Annotated in this window: 18 protein-coding genes; 13 read left to right on the plus strand and 5 right to left on the minus strand. The window is 74.6% G+C overall.

The window, feature by feature from the left end:
* The first annotated feature begins 57 nt into the window (after window positions 1-57).
* A complete protein-coding gene (locus AMK24_RS00660) occupies window positions 58-603 on the plus strand; it encodes a hypothetical protein (RefSeq protein ID WP_143203682.1) in 546 nt (181 codons plus the stop codon).
* A gap of 340 nt (window positions 604-943) precedes the next feature.
* On the opposite strand, the gene AMK24_RS00665 is transcribed toward AMK24_RS00660, so the two are convergent.
* On the minus strand, window positions 944-1,525 hold the full coding sequence (locus AMK24_RS00665) for a hypothetical protein (RefSeq protein WP_073763842.1): 582 nt from the start codon (window positions 1,523-1,525) through the stop codon (window positions 944-946).
* A gap of 242 nt (window positions 1,526-1,767) precedes the next feature.
* The gene (locus AMK24_RS00670) at window positions 1,768-2,085 is read right to left on the minus strand and encodes a hypothetical protein (protein ID WP_073763844.1); all 318 of its coding nucleotides are present in this window, start codon (window positions 2,083-2,085) and stop codon (window positions 1,768-1,770) included.
* Between the two features lie 347 nt (window positions 2,086-2,432).
* Between AMK24_RS00670 and AMK24_RS00675 the strand changes: the two genes are divergently transcribed.
* Window positions 2,433-4,073, plus strand: coding sequence for a hypothetical protein (locus AMK24_RS00675; protein WP_242434874.1), 1,641 nt, complete (start codon window positions 2,433-2,435; stop codon window positions 4,071-4,073).
* Here the strand turns inward: AMK24_RS00675 and AMK24_RS00680 are convergent.
* A complete protein-coding gene (locus AMK24_RS00680; RefSeq protein ID WP_073763846.1) occupies window positions 4,042-5,985 on the minus strand; it encodes a serine/threonine-protein kinase in 1,944 nt (647 codons plus the stop codon). The genes AMK24_RS00675 and AMK24_RS00680 overlap by 32 nt on opposite strands.
* Before the next feature lie 700 nt (window positions 5,986-6,685).
* On the opposite strand from AMK24_RS00680, the gene AMK24_RS00685 reads away from it, so the two are divergent.
* From AMK24_RS00685 to AMK24_RS00720, 8 genes are all read left to right on the plus strand, one after another.
* A complete protein-coding gene (locus AMK24_RS00685; protein ID WP_073763848.1) occupies window positions 6,686-8,992 on the plus strand; it encodes a HEAT repeat domain-containing protein in 2,307 nt (768 codons plus the stop codon).
* Window positions 8,989-9,306 carry a zinc-ribbon domain-containing protein gene (locus AMK24_RS00690; protein ID WP_073763850.1) on the plus strand — a complete coding sequence of 106 codons (318 nt, stop codon included), beginning with the start codon at window positions 8,989-8,991 and terminating at the stop codon, window positions 9,304-9,306. Before AMK24_RS00685 ends, AMK24_RS00690 begins: the two co-directional genes overlap by 4 nt.
* Window positions 9,307-9,440: 134 nt before the next feature.
* On the plus strand, window positions 9,441-10,199 hold the full coding sequence (locus AMK24_RS00695) for a hypothetical protein (protein ID WP_073763852.1): 759 nt from the start codon (window positions 9,441-9,443) through the stop codon (window positions 10,197-10,199).
* Complete coding sequence (locus tag AMK24_RS00700; protein WP_073763854.1) at window positions 10,196-11,566, plus strand: sensor histidine kinase; 1,371 nt, start codon at window positions 10,196-10,198, stop codon at window positions 11,564-11,566. Before AMK24_RS00695 ends, AMK24_RS00700 begins: the two co-directional genes overlap by 4 nt.
* Before the next feature lie 94 nt (window positions 11,567-11,660).
* Window positions 11,661-12,161 carry an SH3 domain-containing protein gene (locus AMK24_RS00705; protein ID WP_073763857.1) on the plus strand — a complete coding sequence of 167 codons (501 nt, stop codon included), beginning with the start codon at window positions 11,661-11,663 and terminating at the stop codon, window positions 12,159-12,161.
* A gap of 159 nt (window positions 12,162-12,320) precedes the next feature.
* On the plus strand, window positions 12,321-13,700 hold the full coding sequence (locus tag AMK24_RS00710) for an FtsW/RodA/SpoVE family cell cycle protein (RefSeq protein WP_073763859.1): 1,380 nt from the start codon (window positions 12,321-12,323) through the stop codon (window positions 13,698-13,700).
* Complete coding sequence (locus AMK24_RS00715; RefSeq protein WP_073763861.1) at window positions 13,697-15,199, plus strand: penicillin-binding transpeptidase domain-containing protein; 1,503 nt, start codon at window positions 13,697-13,699, stop codon at window positions 15,197-15,199. The genes AMK24_RS00710 and AMK24_RS00715 overlap by 4 nt, the downstream gene beginning before the upstream one ends.
* 48 nt (window positions 15,200-15,247) lie before the next feature.
* Window positions 15,248-16,393 (plus strand): amidase family protein, encoded by a 1,146-nt coding sequence (locus tag AMK24_RS00720; RefSeq protein ID WP_073763863.1) that lies wholly within the window; start codon window positions 15,248-15,250, stop codon window positions 16,391-16,393.
* 34 nt (window positions 16,394-16,427) lie between these two features.
* Here the strand turns inward: AMK24_RS00720 and AMK24_RS00725 are convergent, their stop codons facing one another.
* Window positions 16,428-17,279: a hypothetical protein gene (locus tag AMK24_RS00725; protein ID WP_073763865.1), complete on the minus strand. Its 852-nt coding sequence runs from the start codon at window positions 17,277-17,279 to the stop codon at window positions 16,428-16,430.
* 148 nt (window positions 17,280-17,427) lie between these two features.
* Entirely contained in the window at window positions 17,428-18,540 is a 1,113-nt protein-coding gene (locus AMK24_RS00730) for a ferritin-like domain-containing protein (RefSeq protein WP_073763867.1), read from the minus strand.
* A 237-nt stretch (window positions 18,541-18,777) separates the two neighbouring features.
* Between AMK24_RS00730 and AMK24_RS00735 the strand changes: the two genes are divergently transcribed.
* Genes AMK24_RS00735 through AMK24_RS00745 form a run of 3 tightly spaced genes read left to right on the plus strand, consistent with a single transcriptional unit; the run spans window position 18,778 to window position 20,823 of the window.
* The gene (locus tag AMK24_RS00735; protein ID WP_073763869.1) at window positions 18,778-19,716 is read left to right on the plus strand and encodes an AurF N-oxygenase family protein; all 939 of its coding nucleotides are present in this window, start codon (window positions 18,778-18,780) and stop codon (window positions 19,714-19,716) included.
* 50 nt (window positions 19,717-19,766) lie between these two features.
* Entirely contained in the window at window positions 19,767-20,543 is a 777-nt protein-coding gene (locus AMK24_RS00740) for a TetR/AcrR family transcriptional regulator (RefSeq protein WP_073763871.1), read from the plus strand.
* Between the two features lie 4 nt (window positions 20,544-20,547).
* Complete coding sequence (locus AMK24_RS00745) at window positions 20,548-20,823, plus strand: hypothetical protein (protein WP_073763873.1); 276 nt, start codon at window positions 20,548-20,550, stop codon at window positions 20,821-20,823.
* The last annotated feature ends 88 nt before the right edge of the window (window positions 20,824-20,911 follow it).

The raw sequence follows: 20,911 nt of genomic DNA on the forward strand, positions 1-20,911 counted from the left end.
CTCCGTGCGTTGTACCGGACACAGACATCCAGCCGGACCTTCGGAAAGAGGCCCCTAGTGCAAGCTATCCAGGCTCTCATCAACTTGAGAAAAGCACCGGAACAGCCGGGCGTGAACGACCGCGCGGGTCTCATCGAGGACATGAACACCCGTTACGGCGACGAGCAAACGCTCGGCAAAGTCGTCGCGAAATCCGCCGAGGCCCTCCAGCTCGCGTTCGGAGAAAGAGGCTCCGAGGGGATCAGGGAGTTCTTCCGGAAGGAGGAAATCATAGAGCTCTGCAATGTCCCTCTGGACAGTCCGGGTTACGACAAGGCGTGCACGGATCTCGCCGAGAAAGAGTACCAACACTGGGCGGCCCTGAAAGAAGCGAACCCGGACGCCCCGGGGCCGGAAGCTGGTGCAGCATTCGGCCCGAACAGCCGCTACTACATACAAAAAACACTCTCTTTCGTAGTGCAGGCGCAAGGGGCAGGTCAAAGCGTCACCAGCGCCGTCGCCAACCTGAATGCGTTCTCCGGACCGAAGCCCCCCGCGGCTGCCGGCCAGGGTTCCACTCCCCCGCCCCCGCCCTCGAAGCCGGAGGCGGGCCGCACCCTGTGACACCACACCACCGCCCCGTCCCGCATCCGGGGGGCGGGGCGGTGGTCCCTTGTCCGTGGTGGCGTACAGGCCCACCCCGGGCCGGGCCGGGGGCACCCCCTCGCCCTTCGCGTTGAACGCCCGCAGCCCCGGTGCCCCTTTACCAAGGAGCGTCACCGGGTGGCAGCGGAAGCCGGGGGCGAATGATCTCGGGGGCACGCACGGGGATCTCACCGAGCGGGGCGGCGAACAGGAAAGGACCGGACCGGCAGAAGCCGGTCCGGTCCTTTCCTGTTCGCCGCCCCTGCCGACCCGTGCGGGCGAGGGGAGCACGGTCCGGCCCGCCCCCGGGGGCGGTCGCTCAGAACTTCCCGTCGACCGGAAGCCAGCCCGACCACGCCTCGGGCTGGTAGAACTTGCCGGTGTCGCCGTCGTAGCGCAGGACGCGCAGGCGTACGTTGCCGCTCTCGCGGTAGTCCTTGTTGCAGGTCGCCCAGGTGTTCATGCCGAGCCTGTTGACGCAGACCTCTGCCGCGCGCCCGTAGTCGGTGTAGACCCCGACCGCCGCGGACATGCCGTCCTTCTCGGTGTCGCCGGCCCAGACGATGTCGCCGTTGTGCTGGAAGCACCCCTTCGCACCGTAGGCGGCGACACCCCCGAGGCAGGTGTTCGACGGCGGAGCGGCCCGGGCGGACACCACCGCGTCCGCCTTGTGGGCCGTTCCCGTCTCGTCCTCGTCCGCCGGGGAGGGCGCGTCCGCGCCCGGTTCGGCGCCGGGCGCCGTGGCGACGCCTTCGACGATGCCGATGCCCGCGGGCATCGACACCTCCACGGGGGCCTGGGCGGCGTCACGGGCGAGCGCCGGGGTCGCGGTCGCCGCCGAGAGGGCGAGTGCCGACGCTCCGGCGAGAACGCTCAACTTCGAGCGCCGGTTTCCACGCATGCTCCACTACCCCCGCGCCTGACCCCGAGGTCGAGGCCATTCTTCATCACATGTGAACAGAGTGTGAGACTAAGAGATCGCTGTGACGGATGGAAGGGGCTTCTGTGACGTGTGTGCTTCACGATGCGCCTGGTACGCCGCCGGTTTCCCCTGGTGACGGGGGCCGTACGCACGGAGAGGGGGCGGGCACACGACCGTGTGCCCGCCCCCTCTCCGTGCTGCTCGTGACGTCCCCGGACCGGTCAGGGCAGGGACGGCGGCCCGTCCGCCCGCTCCCCCTCGGTGACGTCGGCGAAGGTGAGGGCGAGGGCGCAGTCCGCCGGGATCTCGGCGGCGGACGTGGCGCACTTCGCGGGTCCGGACACCCTCTGTTCGTTCAACTCGGGCGCACTCGTCGCCCGTTCGCCCGCCTCGATCTTCCCCTCCAGCCCCTTCGGGGGAGCTTCCGCGGCAGGCGCGGCCGGTCGGTCGGGGGCGGCCTGCGGGGACGAACAGGCCGACGCGCCGGTCGCGGCCCCCAGCACGAGTGCGACCGAGGCCGCGGCGGTACGAAGTCGCATCAAGGTCCCCCTCAGCGGATGCCCGGGCGCCCGGGCCACCAGTCGATCCACGGTGCCACAAAGGGCGGTCGGGAAGGCGGAGAACATGTGAAAGGGCCGGGGTCGTGCGGAAGGCGCGGGGGCCCTTCCCCTCTGCGACGGCGCCGGACCGCCGGGCCTCCGTCCTCCCGGGCGGGTAAGCGGAGACGTACGCCGGTCCGGCTCCCCGGGAAGGGCCGGCGCCGTGGCCGGCCGCCGCTTCGTCCACCGCGGTCCGCCGGGGGAAGACGCATACCCCGTCGCGCGTGAGGCGCCGCGCCGCCGGGCAGATTCCCGGTGACTTTTCGGCTTGACGGCGGGGGGACCGTATGGAGTCCGGTGATCGTTACGGGGTTTCGGGGTACGGGGGCGACGCGGCCGTGCCGCCGCCTCCGCCCTCCCACGCACCGTCCGTCGGGCCGCCACCGCCCGGGGCGGCCCTGCGCTCGGCCGGGGCGGCGCTGCTCAACCTGACCGGGCTCGGGCTCGGGTACGCCCTGCTGGGGCGCTGGGGGCGGGCAGCGGTGTGCTGGGCGGCGTCGGGGCTGTTGGCGTGGGCGGCTCTGCCCGCCGATCCGGACGGGGTGCCCGGCGGTGTTCTCGTCGGGTATCTGCTGGTGCTGGTGGCCGCCGCCGCCGACGGGGCCCGGATCGCCCGGCGTTCGGCGCTGGGCGGGGCATGGCGGCCGGTGCTGGCGGTCGGCCTCGGGGTGGTGCTGCTGGCCGTGCCGGCGGGCGGGGCGGCGGTGTACGGCTCCGCCCGCGACGAGGCGCGGGAGCAGATGCTGCTGGAGAGACTGGCGGGCGGGGACGAGCGGGTCGCCGCGGCCGCCCGGCAGCCGTACGGTTCGGTGGAGGGCGAGTACGCACGGGCGCTCGGCGTCTACCGCGCGCTCGCCCGGGACCACCCCGGTTCCCGCGCCGCGAAGCTCGTGCCGGACCGGCTGAAGGCGTACTACGACGCGGTCTCCACCCCGTACACGGAGAAGCAGCACTGCGCGGCCGTCGCACCGTTGACCCATCTGCGGACGCTGCCGGACTCGGTGGGCCGGAAGCTGCTGGGCGACCTGGCCGCCTGGCCCGACGAGCCGCTCGCCGAGTCGCTGTACGGGTGCGGGGTGTCGCGCCTGGGCGGAGTGGGCGGCGGTGGCGCGGAGTTGGGCGAGCTGTTGCGCACGTTCCCCGATTCCGCCTCCGCGCGGCAGGTCGGGCCCGCGATCGAGGAGCGGATCAGGGCCCAGGCGGCGGCGGTGAAGGGGGCCGAGCCGTGTGCGGCCACCGAGGTCCTGCGCGGCCTCGGCGCCACCGTGTCCCAGCTTCCCGACGACGGTGTGAAGAAGCTGCGCGCCGCTGCCGACAAGGGCGTCGTGGACGGGGTGTACGCGTGCGGGGTCGACCAGTTCGAGGACGGGAAGTTCGACGCCGCCCGCACCACGCTGACCGGTTTCGCGCGGACGTACAAGGGCGACGGCCGGGCGCGGCAGGCGCGGAACATCGCGATAGCCGCCGAGATAGCCGAGGACCGGCCGGCCGCGGGCAAGCGGCTGCCGCCGTCGAAGCGGCCCGGCGGGCCCCGGATGGAGCTGGTCATCAGCAACGACGCGCCCAACACGGTCGAGGTGCTCTACACCGGCCCGGTCACCGGCACCGTCAGCCTCACGACGTGCGCCGGCTGCGAGCGGTACAGCGCCTCCGAGGGCTCGCGGCGGGCCTGCCGGGCGAGCGGCCGGAACTACCCGAAGGCCCGCCTCCGGCTCCCCGCCGGGGACTACCACTTCCTCTACAAGCACGGCACGGGCGCGACCGCCCGCGTGGACAGCTACTCCTCCGGGACGAAGGTCCAGCCGGGCTACACGTACACCAGTTGCACGTACGTCATCGAGCGGAACCCGTTCGATCTGGACCTGCCGCAGCTCCCGGACCCGATCCGGCCGGCGTTCAGCCCTGGGGGCGCGGGCTCTTCTCGATGACCCGGCCGTCCAGTCCGGCGGTGAGGAAGGCGCCGCCGTGCGAGTCGGAGACGTGCACGCGCAGCACCGGGCGGTCGCCGTGGAAGGGCGAGGAGGGGTCCACGATCACGTAACGGCTCTCCGGTTCGTCGACGTTGAGCGTCTTCTCCGCCGTCCTCAGCAGGGCCGGCAGCGCGTCCCAGTCGACGGAGTCCAGGTCGATCGTCGTGGACCCGGACATCAGGGTGCCGCCCATGTCGTCGTTCTTCGCCCGGCCGTCGCGGTAGCTGAAGCGGTCGTACAGCGCGGCGTTGGACTTCAGCGGCGCCTGGGCGGAGGCGTGGTGTTCGTAGAGGGTGAAGTCGGTGACCTTCGTCCCGCCCATGAGCGGCTCCAACGCCTTGATCGCGGCCCGCGCCCCGCGGGGGGTCAGCAGGTCCGCGGTCTCCGGCACGTCCTCACCCCCGGGGTCTCCGGCGACACCGGTGTCTTCGGGGACACCGGTGTCTTCGGCGTTCCCGGTGTCCCCGGCGCTTCCGGCCGCCGGGGCCGGCGCGGGAGCGGAGGTCCGCGGGGCGCTCGCCCGGTCGCGGGGGCGGTCGTCGCCGTCGGAGCCGCGGGAGGAGAACGGGTCGGCCGTCCAGAGGATCGCACCGGCGATCACCACGGCTGAGACGACGGACGAGGCCGCGCTGATCCTCCACGCCCGGCGCTCGGCGCGGCGGCCGGGAGCGTGCGGGGCCGCGGAGGGGTGGGCGGAAGGCTGCTGCGGAGGGTGCGGGGAGAAGGGGGCCGAAGTGGCGGCGGGCGGGGAGCCGTGGCCCGTCGCGACGCGGTCCTGCGGGCCGTCCGACCCGGCGGGCCCGCCGGCCCGGGTGGGCCCCGGGAGCTCCCGGCCGGGCCCGGAGGGCTCCGGCGCGGAGGGACCGGCCGCGGATGACGCGGAGGGACCGAACACGGGCGACACGGGAGAGTGCGACGGGGGCGGCGGGGTGGGCGCGCTGGGCACGGAACCGCCGTGCGCGGACCCGGCGGGCGCGGACGCGGGCCGCTCCCCCGCGGGCTCCGTGGGCGTCGGAGCGGTGCCGAGGCCGCCCCGGGCGGCCTCGGCCAGCAGCCGGTCGAGGGCTTCGGCGTCCGGACGGGCCGGGACGTCCCGGGTGAGCAGGGCGGTCAGCACCGGGGCGAGGGCCCCGGCCCGTACCGGCGGCGGGATCTCCTCGTCGAGCACGGCGGCCAGCGTGGCCAGGGTGGAGGCCCGGCGCAGCGGGTGGCGCCCCTCGACGGCGACGTACAGCAGCATGCCGAGCGACCAGAGGTCGGAGGCCGGGTCGCCCTCGGAGCCCCGGATGCGTTCGGGGGCTATGTAGTCGGGTGAACCGATGAGGGCGCCCGTCAGGGTGAGGCTGGTCGCCTCGCGGATGGCGGCGATGCCGAAGTCGGTGAGGACGGGGCGGCCGTCGGGGCGGAGCAGGACGTTGGCGGGCTTGACGTCGCGGTGCTGGATGCCGCAGGCGTGGGCGGCGCGGAGGGCGGAGAGGACGCCGCGCCCCAGTTCGGCGACCTCGGCGGGCTCCATGGGCCCGCCGGCGAGCCGGTCGTGCAGGGAGGAGCCGGCCACCAGCTCCATCACGATCCACGGGTAGCCGTCCTCGCCGGGGTCGACGATGTGATGGACGGTCACCACGTTGGGGTGGTCGACCCGGGCCAGGGCGCGGGCCTCGCGCAGCACCCGGGCGCGCAGGGTGCGGGCGCCCTCGGGGTCGTACTCCGCGAGAGCCGGGTCGGGGGGCCGCACCTCCTTGAGCGCGACGTCGCGGTGGAGCACCTCGTCACGGGCCCGCCAGACCATGCCCATGCCACCACTGCCGAGCCGCTCCCCCAGGGTGAAGCGGCCGTCGATCACCCGTCCCGCGGGGGCCTCTTCGCTCATGGGCCGTAGCGTACGGGGGCGTACGGCAACGGGTCACCGGGCCGGGGCCGGGAACCGGACGACGCCGGGGCGGGGCGTGGATGGGCCGGGGCCGGGAACCGGACGAGGCCGGGGCCGGGGGCCCGGCGGGGCCGGAGCAGGGGCCCGGAGACCTCTTCCTCGTCCGGTGCGCCGGTCCCTCGGCACCGGATCCGGCCACCGTCGGCGCGGTGGCCCGCCGGAAGCGGACCGCGTGGTTCTCCGCGGCGTCGACCGGCCCCCGCGGTGTCCGGCGGCCCGCTCGCCCCGCCAGACGCCCCGGAACCGGCGCGTCCGGCGCCCCCGGGGCGCTCCCCGCCGCCCGGACGACGTGCCCGGGCCCGGGCGGACGACACCTCGGGGCCTGCCCGGACGGCATCCCGGGGCCTGCCCGGGCCCCGTGCCGGGCCTCTCGCGCGGCCCAGTGGCGTACTCCGTTCCTCCCGGTCCCGCCGGGGGGCCGCCCGTACCGCACGGGGGTACCGCGGCCGAATCGTCTTGACACGGTCATGACCTCGTTACGGCGCGAGGAAAGGCCACAAGTGGCGGGTGGATTGTCGGACCGGTGGTGCACACTCTGCGCAGGCGCTTTCTCCAGGGCGCCGGGAGGGGTGCGACGGACAGGACGCCGCCACGGGGCGTGCCGGTCCGGGCGCTGCCGTGATCGCGGGGAGGGGATGGCGTGTTCTCGGGGATCGACGAGGTCGACTGGGCGTCGATGGAGCATGCCTACGGGCCTGCTGACGACGTGCCCCACCTGCTGCGCGGGCTGGCGTCCGACGACCCGGCGGAACGGGAGGCGGCGCTCGACGGCATGTACGGCGCGGTCCACCACCAGGGCGACGTGTACGCGTGCACGCTCGCGTGCATCCCGTACCTGTTCGAGCTGGTCGTGGACCCGGGGGTGCAGGACCGGGGCAGCGTGGTGGAACTGCTCACCAGCATCGGCGGCTTCGACCTCGACGAGGACGACGAGGCGGAGATCGACGAGGACGAGATCGAGGGCGCCGCGAACTACGCGATGGCCGCGGCGGCGGTCACCGCGGGCGCGGACGTGTTCTTCGAGCTGGTCGCCGACGAGGACCCCGGGGTGCGGCTCGCGGCCCCGCTGGCGCTCGCCACGCTGCACCGGCATCCCGTACGGGTGCTCGCGCTGCTGCGGGAACGGCTGCAGGTGGAGCCCGCCGAGGAGGTACGGCTCGCCCTCGTGGAGGCGGCCGGGCGGGTCGCCCTGCGGCACCGGCCGCTGGCGGAGCGGGTCGGGCAGTGGCTGGGCCGTCTGGCGGAGCGGGCTGATTCGCCGGGGCTGCGGCTCGCGGCCCTGGCGCAGCTGGCGCGCTGTTCGCCCGACGGGCTGCCCGGTGACGTGGTGCCGGTGGTCTCGGGGCTGCTGCGCGAGATGCGCGCCGCGCCGCACGGGGAAGCCGTCCCCGGGCAGGACGCCGAGCGGGCCGGGGCCGCCGGGACGGCCTCCGGCGGGGGCCGGGGCGCGCGAGCGGAGGAGGCCGAGGCGCCGGACGACGGGGCTCCGGGCGCGGAGTCGGTCGACGCGGAGCCGCCGCAGGGGGCGGACGCCGAGCCGGCGGACGCCGACGCGGTCGCCGCCGAACCGGCCGACGCCGCCGCGGCGGACCCGGAACCGGTGGCGTGCCGGGGCGAGCAGGTCGCCGCTCCGACGCTCGTGGGGCAGGTGCGGGCCCTGTCCGCGCAGGAGAACGCCGGGAGCGGCGCCCCCTGGGCCGCGGACCTGCTGCGCACCCTGCACGTGGGCCTGGACGACCGGGTGGCCGACCGCACCGCGCTCCTCGCCGATCAGTTGCGCAGCCCCGACCGCCGCCAGCGGATCGACGCCGTCCGGATGAGCGGCGGGCTGATACGGGCCTGGCGCGGCTCCTACGAGGAGCTGGTGGCGCTCGTCGGGGAGCAGTTGGCCGACCCCGATCCCCGGCTGGCCGAGGCGGCGTCGCATGTCCTGGAGGAGCTGTTCTCCCTCGCCGCCCCCGCCGCCGACGCCCTGGCCGCCCGGCTGGCCGCCGGCCCCGAGGGGTGGGTGAGGACGTGGGCCAGCGGCCCGCCGGGCCTCGGCTCCACCGTCAAGGCGCTGGCCCGGCTCGGCGACGCCCGTGCGCTGCCCGCGCTCACGGCGGCGCTGGAGCTGCCGCGCGTGCCGCACGACGTGGGGGCCGCGGTGGTCCACCTCGGGGCGGCGGCCCGGCCGCTCGCCGGGGTGCTGCGGCGGCGGCTCGCGGAGGTGGAGCTGGACGAGGGCGCCTACGACCGGGCGAGCCCGCTGCTGGCCGGGCTGACCGGGCTGCGGGCGGGCGAGGCGGCCCCCGAGGTGCTACGGGTGCTGCGCGGGGCCCCGGAGTACCGGGGCGAGTGGCTGCGGACGGCGGCGCTGCGGGCGCTGGGTTCGTTCGGGCCCGCCGCCCGGGAGGCCGTTCCGGAGCTGCGGGTGCTGCTGCGCCGCCCGGGGACGGCGTCCGCGACGGAGGCCGCCGAGGCTCTGTGGGCGATCGCCGGGGACGCCGAGGCGGTGCTGCCGGTCCTGATCGAGGGCCTCCAGTCGGACCAGGTGCACGACCGGCGGGCGGCGGCGGTGGCCCTGGGGACGCTCGGCCCGCGCGCCGCGGTGGTCGCGCCCCGGCTGCGCGCTCTGCTGGCGCACGAGGAGCTGTGGCTGCGGGTGGACGCGGCGATCGCCTTGTGGCAGGTGACGGGCCGGGCCGGGGAGGCCGTCGAGGCGCTGCTGGCCGACTGGGAGCGCAGCCGCCATGTCCGGGTCCGGGTGGCAGAATGCCTGGTAGGGATGGGACCGGTCCCGGAAGGGGCCGCGGCGGCGCCCGTCCTGCGGAGCGAACTCGCCTCCGTGCGCCGTCACAACGCGATGGACGGCGGGTACGGCAGTCATGACATCCATGAGGACGAGAAGCTCCTGGCGCTGTGCCGACGGGCACTTCGGGGGGCGGGGAAAGGGACCACGACATGATCATCTTCGGTACCAAGGGCTATCTCCACCAACTGGCCGTCCTGACGATGGTGTGCGGCTGGTGCGGCAATCCGGCGGCGCACACCCTGCGCAAGCGGGTCACGAAGTTCACGCTGTTCTTCGTGCCGCTGTTCCCGTTCTCGACGAAGTACGCCACCCAGTGCACGTTCTGCGGCGGGGAGCGGCGGATACCGAAGGAGGAGGCCGACCGGCTGCTCGCCCAGGCCGCGGCCGGGCAGGACGGAACCGCCTACGGGCAGGCCCCGCAGCAGCCCGGCTTCACGCCGCCCGGCCAGAACCCGTACCAGCGCTGATCCGGCGGCCCTTCCGCCGGTGACGGCCGCCCCGGCCGCCGACGCCCCCCGGAGCGTGGAGTCCGCATGGTTCGCGATCGTCCCCTTTAGGGTGTGAGACCGCTGTCGTCGTAGAGGAGACGAGGAGACGAGCCGTGCGCCCCCACCGCGTCCCGGCGGCGAGCCGTACCGCCGTGTGCGCCGTCGCCGCGCTCGCCCTGCTGACCGGCTGCGGCGCGGCCGGGGAGCTGAGGAGCGCGGGGCAGGCTCCGTCGGCCGTCGAGCCCCAGGCCCTGTGGCCCGGCCTCCCGCCCGCCTCCGCCGCCCCGTACGACTACGGCGAGGGCGAGACGGCCCGCATCCCCGGGGTCCGGGTGACCGGCGGCGATGTGCGGCGGCTGGACCCGGTGACCGTGGCGCAGAAGGAGCTCGGGGCGACGACGGACCGGGACAGCGGCCTGGGCGAGCTGCCGGACGCCACGGTCCGCGGGATCCAGGCGTGCCGGACGGCGCCGGACGCGTGCCCGGTCCTCCCTCCGTACTACCGCGATCTGACCGGCGACGGCCGGGACGAACTGGTGCTCGGCATCCGGATGCCCGGGCGGCAGCTCGCCGTCCGCGTCTACATGCCGGACGGCGGCCGGCTGATCCGGATCATGTCCACCCACGACGCCGTGATCAGCGTGCAGCTGGCGGGCCGGGACGTGATCATGCGGGCTCCCTCGGTGATCCCGGGGTACGAGTACCGCACCGCGTGGTCCTGGGACGACCGGCAGCGCGCGATGCTGCCCTCCCGGGACGAGATCCTGCGGACGCCCGAGCACCGCAGGGCCCCGGAGCCGAGGCGCACGCCGTCCTCGGAGTCGCCGTCCGCGCCCACCGCGACCGCCTCTCCCTCCCGGGGGCCCCGGTGAGGCGGCGCCGGTTCCGTGCGCCCTCCTGGACCGCGAGCCTCACCTGGAAGTCGGCGGTCTTCCTGACCGCCATGTGCTGCACCCTGGCCGCCCTGCTCGGCTTCCTGGTGCACACGGCGGTCACCCGGCAGGTGGTCGAACAGGCCCGCGAGAAGACGCTGGACAAGCTGGAGGCGGTCACCGAGGCGTACGAGGCCGGGGAGCCGCTGCCCCCGGGGTCCGGCATCGATCCGCCGGGCCTGCCCGGCTCGCTGCGCGAGGTGGCGGCGGGCGGCGAGCGGGGCACCGTCGTCGCGGACGGGCCGCGTCCGCGGGACGGGCGGCGGGGGCCCGCGATGTGGGCGGCGGGTCCGGCGGACGGGCGGGCGCTGGCGGCCTGGACGGACTACAGCCACAGCGCCCGCACCATCGGCGGCCTCGACCGGGCCATCATCGGCTCCTCGCTGCTGGCCATCGCCGCCACCCTGCTCGTCGGGTTGTTCGCGGTGGGCCGGGTGACCCGCAGACTCCACCAGAGCGCCCGGGTGGCCCGCCGGATCGGCGCGGGCGACCTCGACGCCCGGGTGGCCGACCCCCGGACGGCGCGTCCGGTCCGGGCCCAGGACGAGGTGGCGATCGTGGCGGGCGCGCTCGACGCCATGGCCTCGACCCTCCAGCGCAAGCTCCAGACCGAGCAGCGGTTCACCGCCGACGTGGCCCACGAGTTGCGCACCCCGCTGACCGGCCTGACGGCCGCCGCCGAACTGCTGCCGCCGAGCCGCCCGGCGGAGCTGGTGCGCGACCGGGTCCAGGCCCTGCGGGCGCTGACGGAGGACCTGTTGGAGATCTCCCGTCTCGACGCGCGTACCGAGCGGGTCGACCTCGCCGTGCACGATCTCGCGCCGGTGGCGGAGCGGGTGGTCCGGGCGTCGGGCACACGGACCGAGGTGCGGGTGCGCGGCGCGGCCCGGGTCGAGACCGACCGGCGGCGGCTGGAGCGGGTGATCGGCAACCTGGTCGCCAACGCCCACCGGCACGGGGCGCCTCCCGTGGTGGTGGAGGTGGACGGTCCGGTGGTCTCCGTACGGGACCACGGCCCCGGTTTCCCGGCGTATCTGCTGCGGGACGGGCCGCAGCGGTTCCGTACGGACGGGGCGGGGAAGGGGCACGGCCTCGGCCTGACCATCGCCCTCGGCCAGGCCGAGGTCATCGGCGCCCGGCTGGAGTTCGCCGTCGCCCCGGACGGCGGGGCGCTCGCCCGGTTGACCCTGCCGGAGTACGGGGGGTCCGACGACGGCGGATCCGGCGGGAATCCCGGCGTCCGGAGGGGCCCGGCGGACGAGAACGACCCGGACGGCCCAACGCGGGGTACTCCTGACGCACCGTGACGCGTTGCGGACCGTGGGTGCCGAACCTAGCGTGACGATCACGAGCCCCGCTCGTCACCCCCCACGGTCCCTCTCCTCATCGCATGGAGGCAGCATGTCCCCCCTGTCCCGCCCCTCGCGGCTCCGCCGGCTCGGTCTCTGCGTCGCCACCGGCGCCCTGGCGGCGCTGACCGCCGCCGCACCCGCCGCGATGGCGGCCGACCCCGGCCCCGTCGGCCAGCGCGCGGAGGCGTCCGCTCCGGACCCGACCTCCGACGAGCTGTCCGCCTCGGCGATGCAGCGTGAGCACGAGGCGCAGCAGAAGGAGGCCCGCGAGGAGGCGAGGCAGCAGGGCAAGGCCCAGCCCAAGGCCTCCAACCAGGCCTACAAGGGACGGGTCATCGCCAAGCCGTACCTGCTGCTCCGCGACAAGCCGACCCGCAGCAGCCGCATCGTCGGCTCGGTCGACTACGGCACGGTCGTCAGCATCTTCTGCAAGACCACGGGCGACAACGTCGACGGCAACAACCGCTGGTACCTGCTGAGCGACGGCACGTGGGCCTGGGGTTCGGCGCGCTACATCGAGAACATCGGCGCCGCCCCGCAGTGGTGCTGACCCCGCGTCGCCCGCACCTCCCGCACACCGCCCGCCCGTGGAGCCCGGCCCCCCGCCGAGCGCTCCGCGGGCGGGCGCGTGTGCGCGGGGGAAGGCATCTGACATGAGCAAGAGGCGACATAAGGGAAATACCGTGCACCTCTTGCTACGTTGCGGGGCATGACCGCAACGACGGCGGACGCTCCCCCGCCCGAGCTACGCCTGCCCCGGCGGCGCGGGGTGGAGCTGGCCCTCCTCGTCGGGGCCGTGCTGATCTCCGTCTTCGGCTACGCGGCGGTCGGTCTGGCCCACGACGGGGCGGTCCCGCCGGACGTCGCCGGATACGGGGGCGGGCTCGGCGCGCTGGCGCTGCTCGCCCACGTCGCGGTCCGCTTCCGGGCCCCGTACGCCGATCCGCTGCTGCTGCCGATCGCCGTGCTGCTCAACGGGGTCGGGCTGGTGCTGATCTACCGGCTCGACCTGGAGACGCCGGGGGACCAGGCGGCGGCCCCCCAGCTCGTCTGGTCCACGCTCGGCGTCGCGCTGTTCACGGCGGTGGTGGTGCTGCTGCGCGACCACCGGGTGCTCCAGCGGTACGCGTACCTCTCGGTGGCCGCCGCGCTCGTGCTCATGACCGTGCCGATCTTCTTCCCGGCGGTGAACGGGGCGAAGATCTGGATCCGGGTCGGCGGGCTCTCCTTCCAGCCCGGCGAGTTCGCCAAGATCCTGCTCGCGGTGTTCTTCGCCGCCTACCTGGCCGCCAACCGCAACGCGCTCGCGTACACCGGCCGCCGGGCGTGGAAGCTGCAACTGCCGTCGGGCCGGGTGCTCGGGCCGATCGTGGCGATCTGGCTCCTGAGCGTCGGGGTGCTCGTGCTGGAGCGCGACCTCGGCACCTCGCTGCTGTTCTTCGGGCTGTTCGTCATCATGCTGTACGTGGCGACGGACCGGACCGGCTGGATCGCGGTCGGTCTCCTCCTGGCCGCCGTCGGGGCGTTCGTCGTCGGCTCCTTCGAACCGCATGTGCACGGCCGGGTGCAGGACTGGCTAAACCCGTTCGCCTCGATCGACGCGGGGCGGGGGCCGGGCCAGCTCGCCCAGTCGCTGTTCGCCTTCGCGGCGGGCGGGATGCTGGGGACCGGGCTCGGGGCGGGCCGGTCCATCCTCATCGGCTTCGCCGCCAAGTCCGACTTCATCCTGGCGACGGCGGGCGAGGAGCTGGGGCTGGCGGGGCTGACCGCACTCCTCCTGCTGTACGCCCTGCTCGTGGCACGCGGCTACCGGGCCGGGCTCGCGCTGCGCGACCCGTTCGGGCAGCTGCTGGCCATCGGCCTGGCGTCGATCCTGGCGCTCCAGGTGTTCGTGATCACGGGCGGGGTGATGGGGCTGATCCCGCTGACCGGGATGGCGATGCCGTTCCTGGCGCAGGGCGGCTCGTCCGTGGTCACCAACTGGATCATCGTCGCGCTGCTGATCCGGGTCAGCGACTTCGCGCGCCGCCCCCGTCCGGAGCAGGCGGAGACCGGGGCCGTCGCGGCGGCCGGGGAGGGGGACCGGTGATCCGCCACATCCGGCGGGCCGCCGCCTTCTGCCTGCTGCTGCTCGTGGCGCTGCTCGTCAACGCGGCCCGCGTCCAGCTCTTCGAGGCGGACGAGCTGGACGACAACCCGGCCAACCGCCGCGGCACGATCGCCCGTTACGACCAGCCGCGCGGCGACATCCTGGTCGGCGGCCGGCCGGTGACCGGCAGCGAGGAGACCGGCGAGCAGCTCAGCTTCGAGCGCACCTACCTCCACGGCCCGCTGTACGCGCCGGTGACCGGATACGCCTCGCAGACGTACGGCACCACGCTGCTGGAGAACGCCGAGGACGGGGTGCTCTCGGGGACGGACTCCCTGCTGGCGCCGCTGCCCTTCTGGAACGAGTTCACCCGCAGCCGGCAGCCCGGCGGCGACGTCGCCACCACGGTCGAGGCGTCGATGCAGCAGGCCGCGTACGAGGGGCTGGGCGGGCGGCGGGGCGCGGTCGCCGCCCTGGACCCGTCGACGGGCGCGGTCCTGGCGCTGGTCTCGACCCCGTCGTACGACCCCGAGCGGCTGTCCGGGACCGGGTCGGCGGTGACCGACGCCTGGGCCCGGCTGAACGCGTCCACGACCATGCCGATGCTCAACCGGGCGATCCGGCAGACCTACCCGCCGGGCTCCACCTTCAAGATCGTGACGGCGGCGGCCGCCCTGGACACGCGGACGGTGACGGACGCCGACGCCCCCACGGACACCCCGTCGCCGTACGTCCTGCCGGGGACGCGGACGACGCTGCCCAACGAGGCGAAGGGCTGCGAGGAGGCGTCCCTGGCGGACGCCGTCCGGGTCTCCTGCAACACCGTCATGGCGCACCTGGGCGTGGAGGTCGGGCTGGAGGGGATGGTGGAGGCGGCGGAGAAGTTCGGCTTCAACGACGCCGGGCTGCGCATCCCGTCCGGGGTGGCGAGGAGCAATTTCGACACGGACATGAGCGACGACCAGCTCGCGCTGTCCTCGATCGGGCAGTTCAACACGACGGCGACGCCGCTCCAGATGGCGATGGTCGCCTCGGCGGTGGCCAACGGCGGGGATCTGCGCCGTCCGCACCTGGTGGACCGGGTGACCACCGACGACGGGGACACGGTCCGGCAGGAGGGGGCCGGGGCGTCATCATGGGCGATGAGCCCGTCGACGGCCGTGCAGCTCCAGCGGATGATGGTCGAGGTGGTGGAGAACGGCACCGGGTCGAACGCGGCGATCGACGGGGTGACGGTCGGCGGCAAGACCGGCACCGCCCAGCACGGCGTCGACAACTCCGGCCTGCCCTACGCCTGGTTCATCTCCTGGGCCCGCTCCCCCGGCTCCGGCCGCCCGGCCGTGGCGGTGGCGGTGGTCGTGGAGGACGCCTCCGCCGACCGGGCCGACATCAGCGGCGGCGGCAGCGCGGCCCCGATCGCGCGGGCCGTGATGGAGGCGGCGCTGGAGAAGGACGCCGACCGCCGGAACGGGGACGGCGGCGGGGCCGCGGGCCGCTGAGGAGCGCCCCCGGGCGGCCCGGCGGGCGGGGCGGGGCAGACTGGCGCCATGACACGGACGACCTCCGCGGTGGCGCGGGCCCTGGAGCGGATCGAGCGGCTGGACCCGGCGCTGCACGCGTTCATCGAGGTGTGGCCGCAGGAGGCGCTCGCCCGGGAGCGGAAGGCCGTGGAGCTCCGACTCCCCCTGGGCGGGCTGCCGTTCGCGGTGAAGGGCGCCTCCGGCATCCGGTCGTACGCGGCCCGCCGGCTGATCGCGGCGGGCGGTGTCCCGGTCGGCGCGACCTCGGTGCCCGGCCCGGGCACGTACTGGCAGACCTGGGGGCAGGGCGCGCACGGCCGTACGGCCAACCCGTGGCGGGCGGACCGTACGCCGGGCGGCTCGTCGGCCGGGGCGGCGGTCGCGGTGGCGACGGGCATGGCGGAGCTGGCGACGGGCAGCGACGGGGCCGGCTCGGTCCGCATCCCGGCCGCCTGGTGCGGGGTGTTCGGGCTGAAGACGACGAACGGGCTGCTGCCCTCACCCGACCGGACCGGGCTGGCCTCGGCGGGGGTGCTGGCCGGGTCGGCGGCACGGGCGGAACGGTGGCTGCGCCATGTGCTGGAGGACGGCGGGCCGCCCGCGGCCCCTGCTCCGGCGCCCTTCCCGCCGGCCCCGGCTCCCGGGCCCGTGCCGCGTCCGCTGCCCGTCGTGTACAGCGACGACCTCGGGTTCGCGGAGGTGGACCCGGAGGTGGCGGCGGTCGTCCGGGCGGCGGTGGACCGGCTCGTCGCGGCGGGGGCCGTACGCCTGCTGGAGCGGGACGCCGGGCTGCTGGATCCGGTGGGCGCCTGGACGGCGGTGCGGGGCGGGGCGCCGGACGACCCGGCGGCGGTACGGGTGCGGCGGGTGAACGACGAACGGCTGGCGGCGCTGCTGGACGGCGGGGCCCTGCTGCTGACCCCGGCCACCCCGAACCGGCCGCACGGCCACGAGGGTCCGGGGGACCTCTACTCCACGGCGCTCACCTGGGCGTTCAACCTGAGCGGGCACCCGGCGGCGAGCCTGCCCGCCGGCTTCACCGGGGACGGCTGCCCGGTGGGGCTCCAGGTGGTCGCTCCGCACGGCGCGGACGTCCGGCTGCTCGCCGCCGCCCGCGCGCTGGAGGACGCCCTGCCGGCCGCCCCGAGACCGCCGGCCGCCGGGGGCGGGTGACCGCACAGGGGCGGCGCGCGGGAGGCCGCCGGGCTCAGCCGAGCGGCTCGCGGGCCTCCTTGCGGACCTGGGCCGTCTCCTCGGCCGCCGCCGCCAGGTCGATGGACTTCGCGTCCTTGCCCACGTCCCGCGTGCGGACCAGTGCGACCAGCGCGGCGGTGTTCCCGTCGGCCCAGGCGCACATGGGGACGTTGGTGAGGGTGCCGAGCTGGTCCGACTGCACGACCTGGCACTCGACCACGATGCCGTACCCCCGCGGCCTGAACTCCTCGGGGGGCACGACGACCTTGCCGCCCTCGGCGCCCGCCGCGCCTTCCATGATCGTGCCGCGCATCAGGTCGGGGCTCGCCAGCCGCCCGTACATCCCCGAGAGGATCAGCGCCCCGCCGTCGGCCGAGGTGTAGTGGGCGACGACCGCCTCGGCGTCCCGGACGCTGAGGTCGGGGGTCTCCTCGATCTCCTTGCCCTCGGTCTCCGACAGGTCGTCGCCGAGGGTGAACTCGCCGTCCAGGAGCTGTTTCTGCACGACGAGCCGGTACTCGGCCTTCGGGTACACGATTTCGCTGCCCCGGTCGGCGAACCGGGCGACGCCGAAGACGATGCCGCCCGCCACCACCATCGCGCCGAGCGCGATCCCGACGATCAAACCGACCCGCTTCCCGCGCGGCGGGCGCGTGCCCCGGGACGGCCGGCCGCCCGCGTCCCGCGGGTCCGGCTCGCCCCACGCACCCTGCAGGGGCGGGGCCGGGGGCGGCTGCGGGTAGCCGTAGGGCTGCTGGTGCGGGACGGGCCCCGGCGCGGCCGCGGGCGGGCCGTAGGGGTGCTGCGGGTCCTGCGGCCCGTACGGGCCCTGCGGCGGGTGGGGCGGGTGCGGCGGGGTGGTCATGGGCTCACGGTACGACACGGGGGCGAACGGAATTTCGACGCGATCCGATCGGTATCGGGCCGAAAGCGACACGGGCCGGATCGGTATCGGGTCGGAGCGCCGCCTCCAGGTCGTCCGGGTGATGGCCGCGGGCCGCCCCGCCGGCCTCTCAGGCGGCGTCGGCCGCTCCCTCCTCGACGGCTGCCGCGACCTCCGCCACCCTGGCCCGCTCCTCGGCGGCGAAGCGTTCGCGGTCCAGCGCCTCGGCTATCTCCTCGTCCTGGGACATCAGCAGGTCGAGGTTGGAGTCGCCGAGTTCGAGGACGCCCATGTCGACGTACGCCTGCTGGAGGCGCGGGCCCCACAGGCCGATGTCCTTGACGCAGGGGACGATCCGGCTGAACAGCAGCTTGCGGAAGAGCTGGAGGTACTCGGAGTGCTCCGAGAGGTCCTGTGCCTCCTGTTTGCCGATGCCGAAGTTCTCCAGGACCTCGACGCCGCTGAGCCGGTCGCGCATCAGGTAGCAGCCCTCGATGACGAACTCCTCGCGCTCCCGGAGTTCGGCGTCGCTCAGCTGCTGGTAGTAGTCGCGCAGCGCCATGCGCCCGAAGGCGACGTGCCGGGCCTCGTCCTGCATGACGTACGCGAGGATCTGCTTGGGCAGCGGCTCGGTCGTGGTGTCGCGGATCATCCCGAACGCGGCCAGCGCCAGGCCCTCGATGAGGACCTGCATCCCGAGGTAGGGCATGTCCCAGCGGGAGTCGCGCAGGGTGTCGCCCAGCAGCCCCTGGAGGTTGTCGTTGACCGGGTAGAGCATGCCGATCTTCTCGTGCAGGAAGCGCCCGTAGATCTCGGCGTGCCGGGCCTCGTCCATGGCCTGGGTGGCGGAGTAGAACTTGGCGTCCAGGTCGGGGACGGACTCCACGATGCGCGCCGCGCACACCATCGCGCCCTGCTCGCCGTGGAGGAACTGGCTGAACTGCCAGGAGGTGTAGTGCTTGCGCAGCTCGGCCTTGTCCTTCTCCGTCATCTTCGCCCAGTGCGGGGTGCCGTACAGCGTGAGCGCCTCGTCGGGGGTGCCGAGCGGGTCGGCGGGGTCGACCTCCAACGACCAGTCGATCCGCTTGTCGCCGTCCCACTGCTTGTCCTTGCCCTTCCGGTAGAGGGCGAGCAGGCGTTCGCGTCCGTCGTCGTAGTCCCAGCTGAAGCGGGCGGCCCCGGTGGCGGGGACCTGCCAGATCGGCTCGGCGGGCGGGCTGGTGTACAGGTCATGGGTGGACACGGACGGCTCCTTCGCCTCGAACAGCTCGACGTGATCGACAACTTCCGTGACGCAGCAGGTAGTTGAATAGGCGTCAGCCTCTGCTCCCGGCAGGTTCACACGTTGGTAGACGCCGGGTCAACAAGTCGCACAGAGTCGCGTCCAAGGGATTGACGGCCTTGCTGACAGGCAGTCTCATAAAGGGTGACCGCCGGTAACACCCGTCTCCGGCCATCCCCCGTGTGAGGTGCTCCCACCATGACGCCGCCCGTCACCGCTCGCGACGTGACCCTGCTCCGCGACGCGCTCGGCCCGCTCCGCGACCGCGAACAGGTCGCCCTGCGGCTGCTCGAGTCCTCGGCCAAGCACTCCTTCGACCCCGACACCGAGATCGACTGGGACTCGGCGGTCGAGGAGGGCAAGTGGTTCTGGCCGCCGGAGCTGCTGTCGCTGTACGGGACGCCGATGTGGGACCGCATGTCCGAGGAGCAGCGCCTCGACCTCTCCCGCCACGAGGCGGCGGCGCTGACCTCGCTGGGCGTCTGGTTCGAGATCATCCTCATGCAGCTGCTCGTCCGGCACGTCTACGACAAGCCCATCACCAGCAACCACGTCCGCTACGCGCTCACCGAGATAGCCGACGAATGCCGGCACTCGATGATGTTCGGCCGCGTGGTCGACTGGAGCGGAGCCCCGGCCTACCAGGTGCCGCGCGTCTACCACAACCTGGCGCGGGTGCTGAAGACCGTCTCCACCACCCCCGGCTCGTTCGCCGCGACCCTGCTCGGCGAGGAGATCCTCGACTGGATGCAGCGCCTGATCTTCCCGGACGAGCGGGTGCAGACGGTGGTGCGCGGGGTGACCCGTATCCACGTGATCGAGGAGGCCCGGCACGTCCGGTACGCGCGGGAGGAGCTGCGCCGCCAGATGGTGACCGCCCCCCGGTGGGAGCGGGAACTCACCAAGCTCAGCTGCGCCGAGGCGGCCCGCGTCTTCTCGATCTGCTTCGTGAACCCGCAGGTGTACGAGAACGTCGGCCTGGACCGCCGCGAGGCCGTCGCCCAGGTGAGGGCCAGTGGCCACCGCACCGAGATCATGCAGACCGGCGCGAAGCGGCTCACCGACTTCTTCGAGGACATCGGCATGCTGAACGGGCCCAGCCGCCGGCTGTGGCGGGCCTCCGGCCTGCTGGCCTGAACCCCGTGCTGCCGACAGGCGCGGGCTCCGGGGGCCTTAGGGTCGAAGGCATGACCTCCACCGCCGCAGTCCCGCCGCCCCGGGCGACGTACCGCAGGCTCAGCGTCGAGGAGCGCCGCGCCCAACTGCTCCTCGCCGCGCTCGGCCTCTTCGCCCACCGGGCGCCCGACGAGGTCTCGCTCGACGAGGTGGCCGTGGCGGCCGGGGTCTCCCGGCCGCTCGTCTACCGCTACTTCCCCGGCGGGCGCCAGCAGTTGTACGAGGCCGCGCTGGGCTCGGCGGCCGACGAGCTGACGCAGTGCTTCACCGAACCGCCGGCCGGGCCGCCGACCGAGCGGGTCGCCCGGGTCCTCGACCGCTATCTGTGCTTCGTCGACGAGCACGACACCGGGTTCAGCGCCCTGCTGCGCGGCGGCAGCGTCGTGGAGACCTCCCGGACGACGACGATCGTGGACGGGGTGAGGCGGGCGGCGGCGGACGAGATCCTGCGCCACCTCGGGCGGATGGGCGGGACCGGGGAGGAGCCCGCCGGGCCGAGGCTGCGGATGACGGTGCGCAGTTGGATCGCGGCCGTCGAGGCGGCGTCGCTGATCTGGCTCGACGACGGGAAGCGGCCGGCCGCGGCCGAGCTGCGCGGCTGGCTGGTCGACCATCTGATCGCCCTGCTCGCCGCGACCGCGGCCACCGACCCGGAGACCGCGACGGTGGTACGCGACCTGCTGGCCCTGGAACGGCCAGGCGGCCCGGCCGGACAGCTCGCGGATCGGGTGATTCCGATCGTCGTGGAGGCGGCTCACCTGCTGCCCGCCGCCCCTGCGTCAGACTGACCGGGTGAAGAGCGAGAACACCCCTTTCCGCGGCGGTCCCCTGGACGGCCGGGTCCTGCCGATCCTGCTGGGCCCGACCGGCCACCCGCCCAAGTGGTACGAGGTCCCGGTGCCCTCCCCCGACGGCGGGCCGGCCACCGTGTACGCCTACCGGCGGGCCCCGGCCGGCTACACCAGGCGGCTCGGCCTCCAGCGCGGCTGGGTGTACGAGTACGCCCCGGAGGGCCGCGAACGCCGCACCCTCAACTGGCCCTGGACCAGGCCTTCGGGCCGCGACTGAGCGGCGGGCGCGGACCGCGCCGGGGACGCAGGCCCTAAGATCGGCGGTCGGGCGCCGGGGGACGGGCCATCCGGACGCCGAAGAACGG

It is taken from the genome of Streptomyces sp. CB02366, assembly GCF_001905905.1.
Classification (GTDB): Bacteria; Actinomycetota; Actinomycetes; order Streptomycetales; family Streptomycetaceae; genus Streptomyces.

What these genes read in the sequence shown, in the direction of transcription:
- AMK24_RS00665 (WP_073763842.1), bottom strand. Translation starts at nt 1,525, where the DNA reads ATGCGTGGAAACCGGCGCTCGAAGTTGAGCGTTCTCGCCGGAGCGTCG.
- AMK24_RS00725 (WP_073763865.1), bottom strand. Translation starts at nt 17,279, where the DNA reads ATGACCACCCCGCCGCACCCGCCCCACCCGCCGCAGGGCCCGTACGGG.
- AMK24_RS00720 (WP_073763863.1), top strand. Translation starts at nt 15,248, where the DNA reads ATGACACGGACGACCTCCGCGGTGGCGCGGGCCCTGGAGCGGATCGAG.
- AMK24_RS00735 (WP_073763869.1), top strand. Translation starts at nt 18,778, where the DNA reads ATGACGCCGCCCGTCACCGCTCGCGACGTGACCCTGCTCCGCGACGCG.
- AMK24_RS00740 (WP_073763871.1), top strand. Translation starts at nt 19,767, where the DNA reads ATGACCTCCACCGCCGCAGTCCCGCCGCCCCGGGCGACGTACCGCAGG.
- AMK24_RS00705 (WP_073763857.1), top strand. Translation starts at nt 11,661, where the DNA reads ATGTCCCCCCTGTCCCGCCCCTCGCGGCTCCGCCGGCTCGGTCTCTGC.
- AMK24_RS00675 (WP_242434874.1), top strand. Translation starts at nt 2,433, where the DNA reads ATGGAGTCCGGTGATCGTTACGGGGTTTCGGGGTACGGGGGCGACGCG.
- AMK24_RS00690 (WP_073763850.1), top strand. Translation starts at nt 8,989, where the DNA reads ATGATCATCTTCGGTACCAAGGGCTATCTCCACCAACTGGCCGTCCTG.
- AMK24_RS00670 (WP_073763844.1), bottom strand. Translation starts at nt 2,085, where the DNA reads ATGCGACTTCGTACCGCCGCGGCCTCGGTCGCACTCGTGCTGGGGGCC.
- AMK24_RS00710 (WP_073763859.1), top strand. Translation starts at nt 12,321, where the DNA reads ATGACCGCAACGACGGCGGACGCTCCCCCGCCCGAGCTACGCCTGCCC.
- AMK24_RS00680 (WP_073763846.1), bottom strand. Translation starts at nt 5,985, where the DNA reads ATGAGCGAAGAGGCCCCCGCGGGACGGGTGATCGACGGCCGCTTCACC.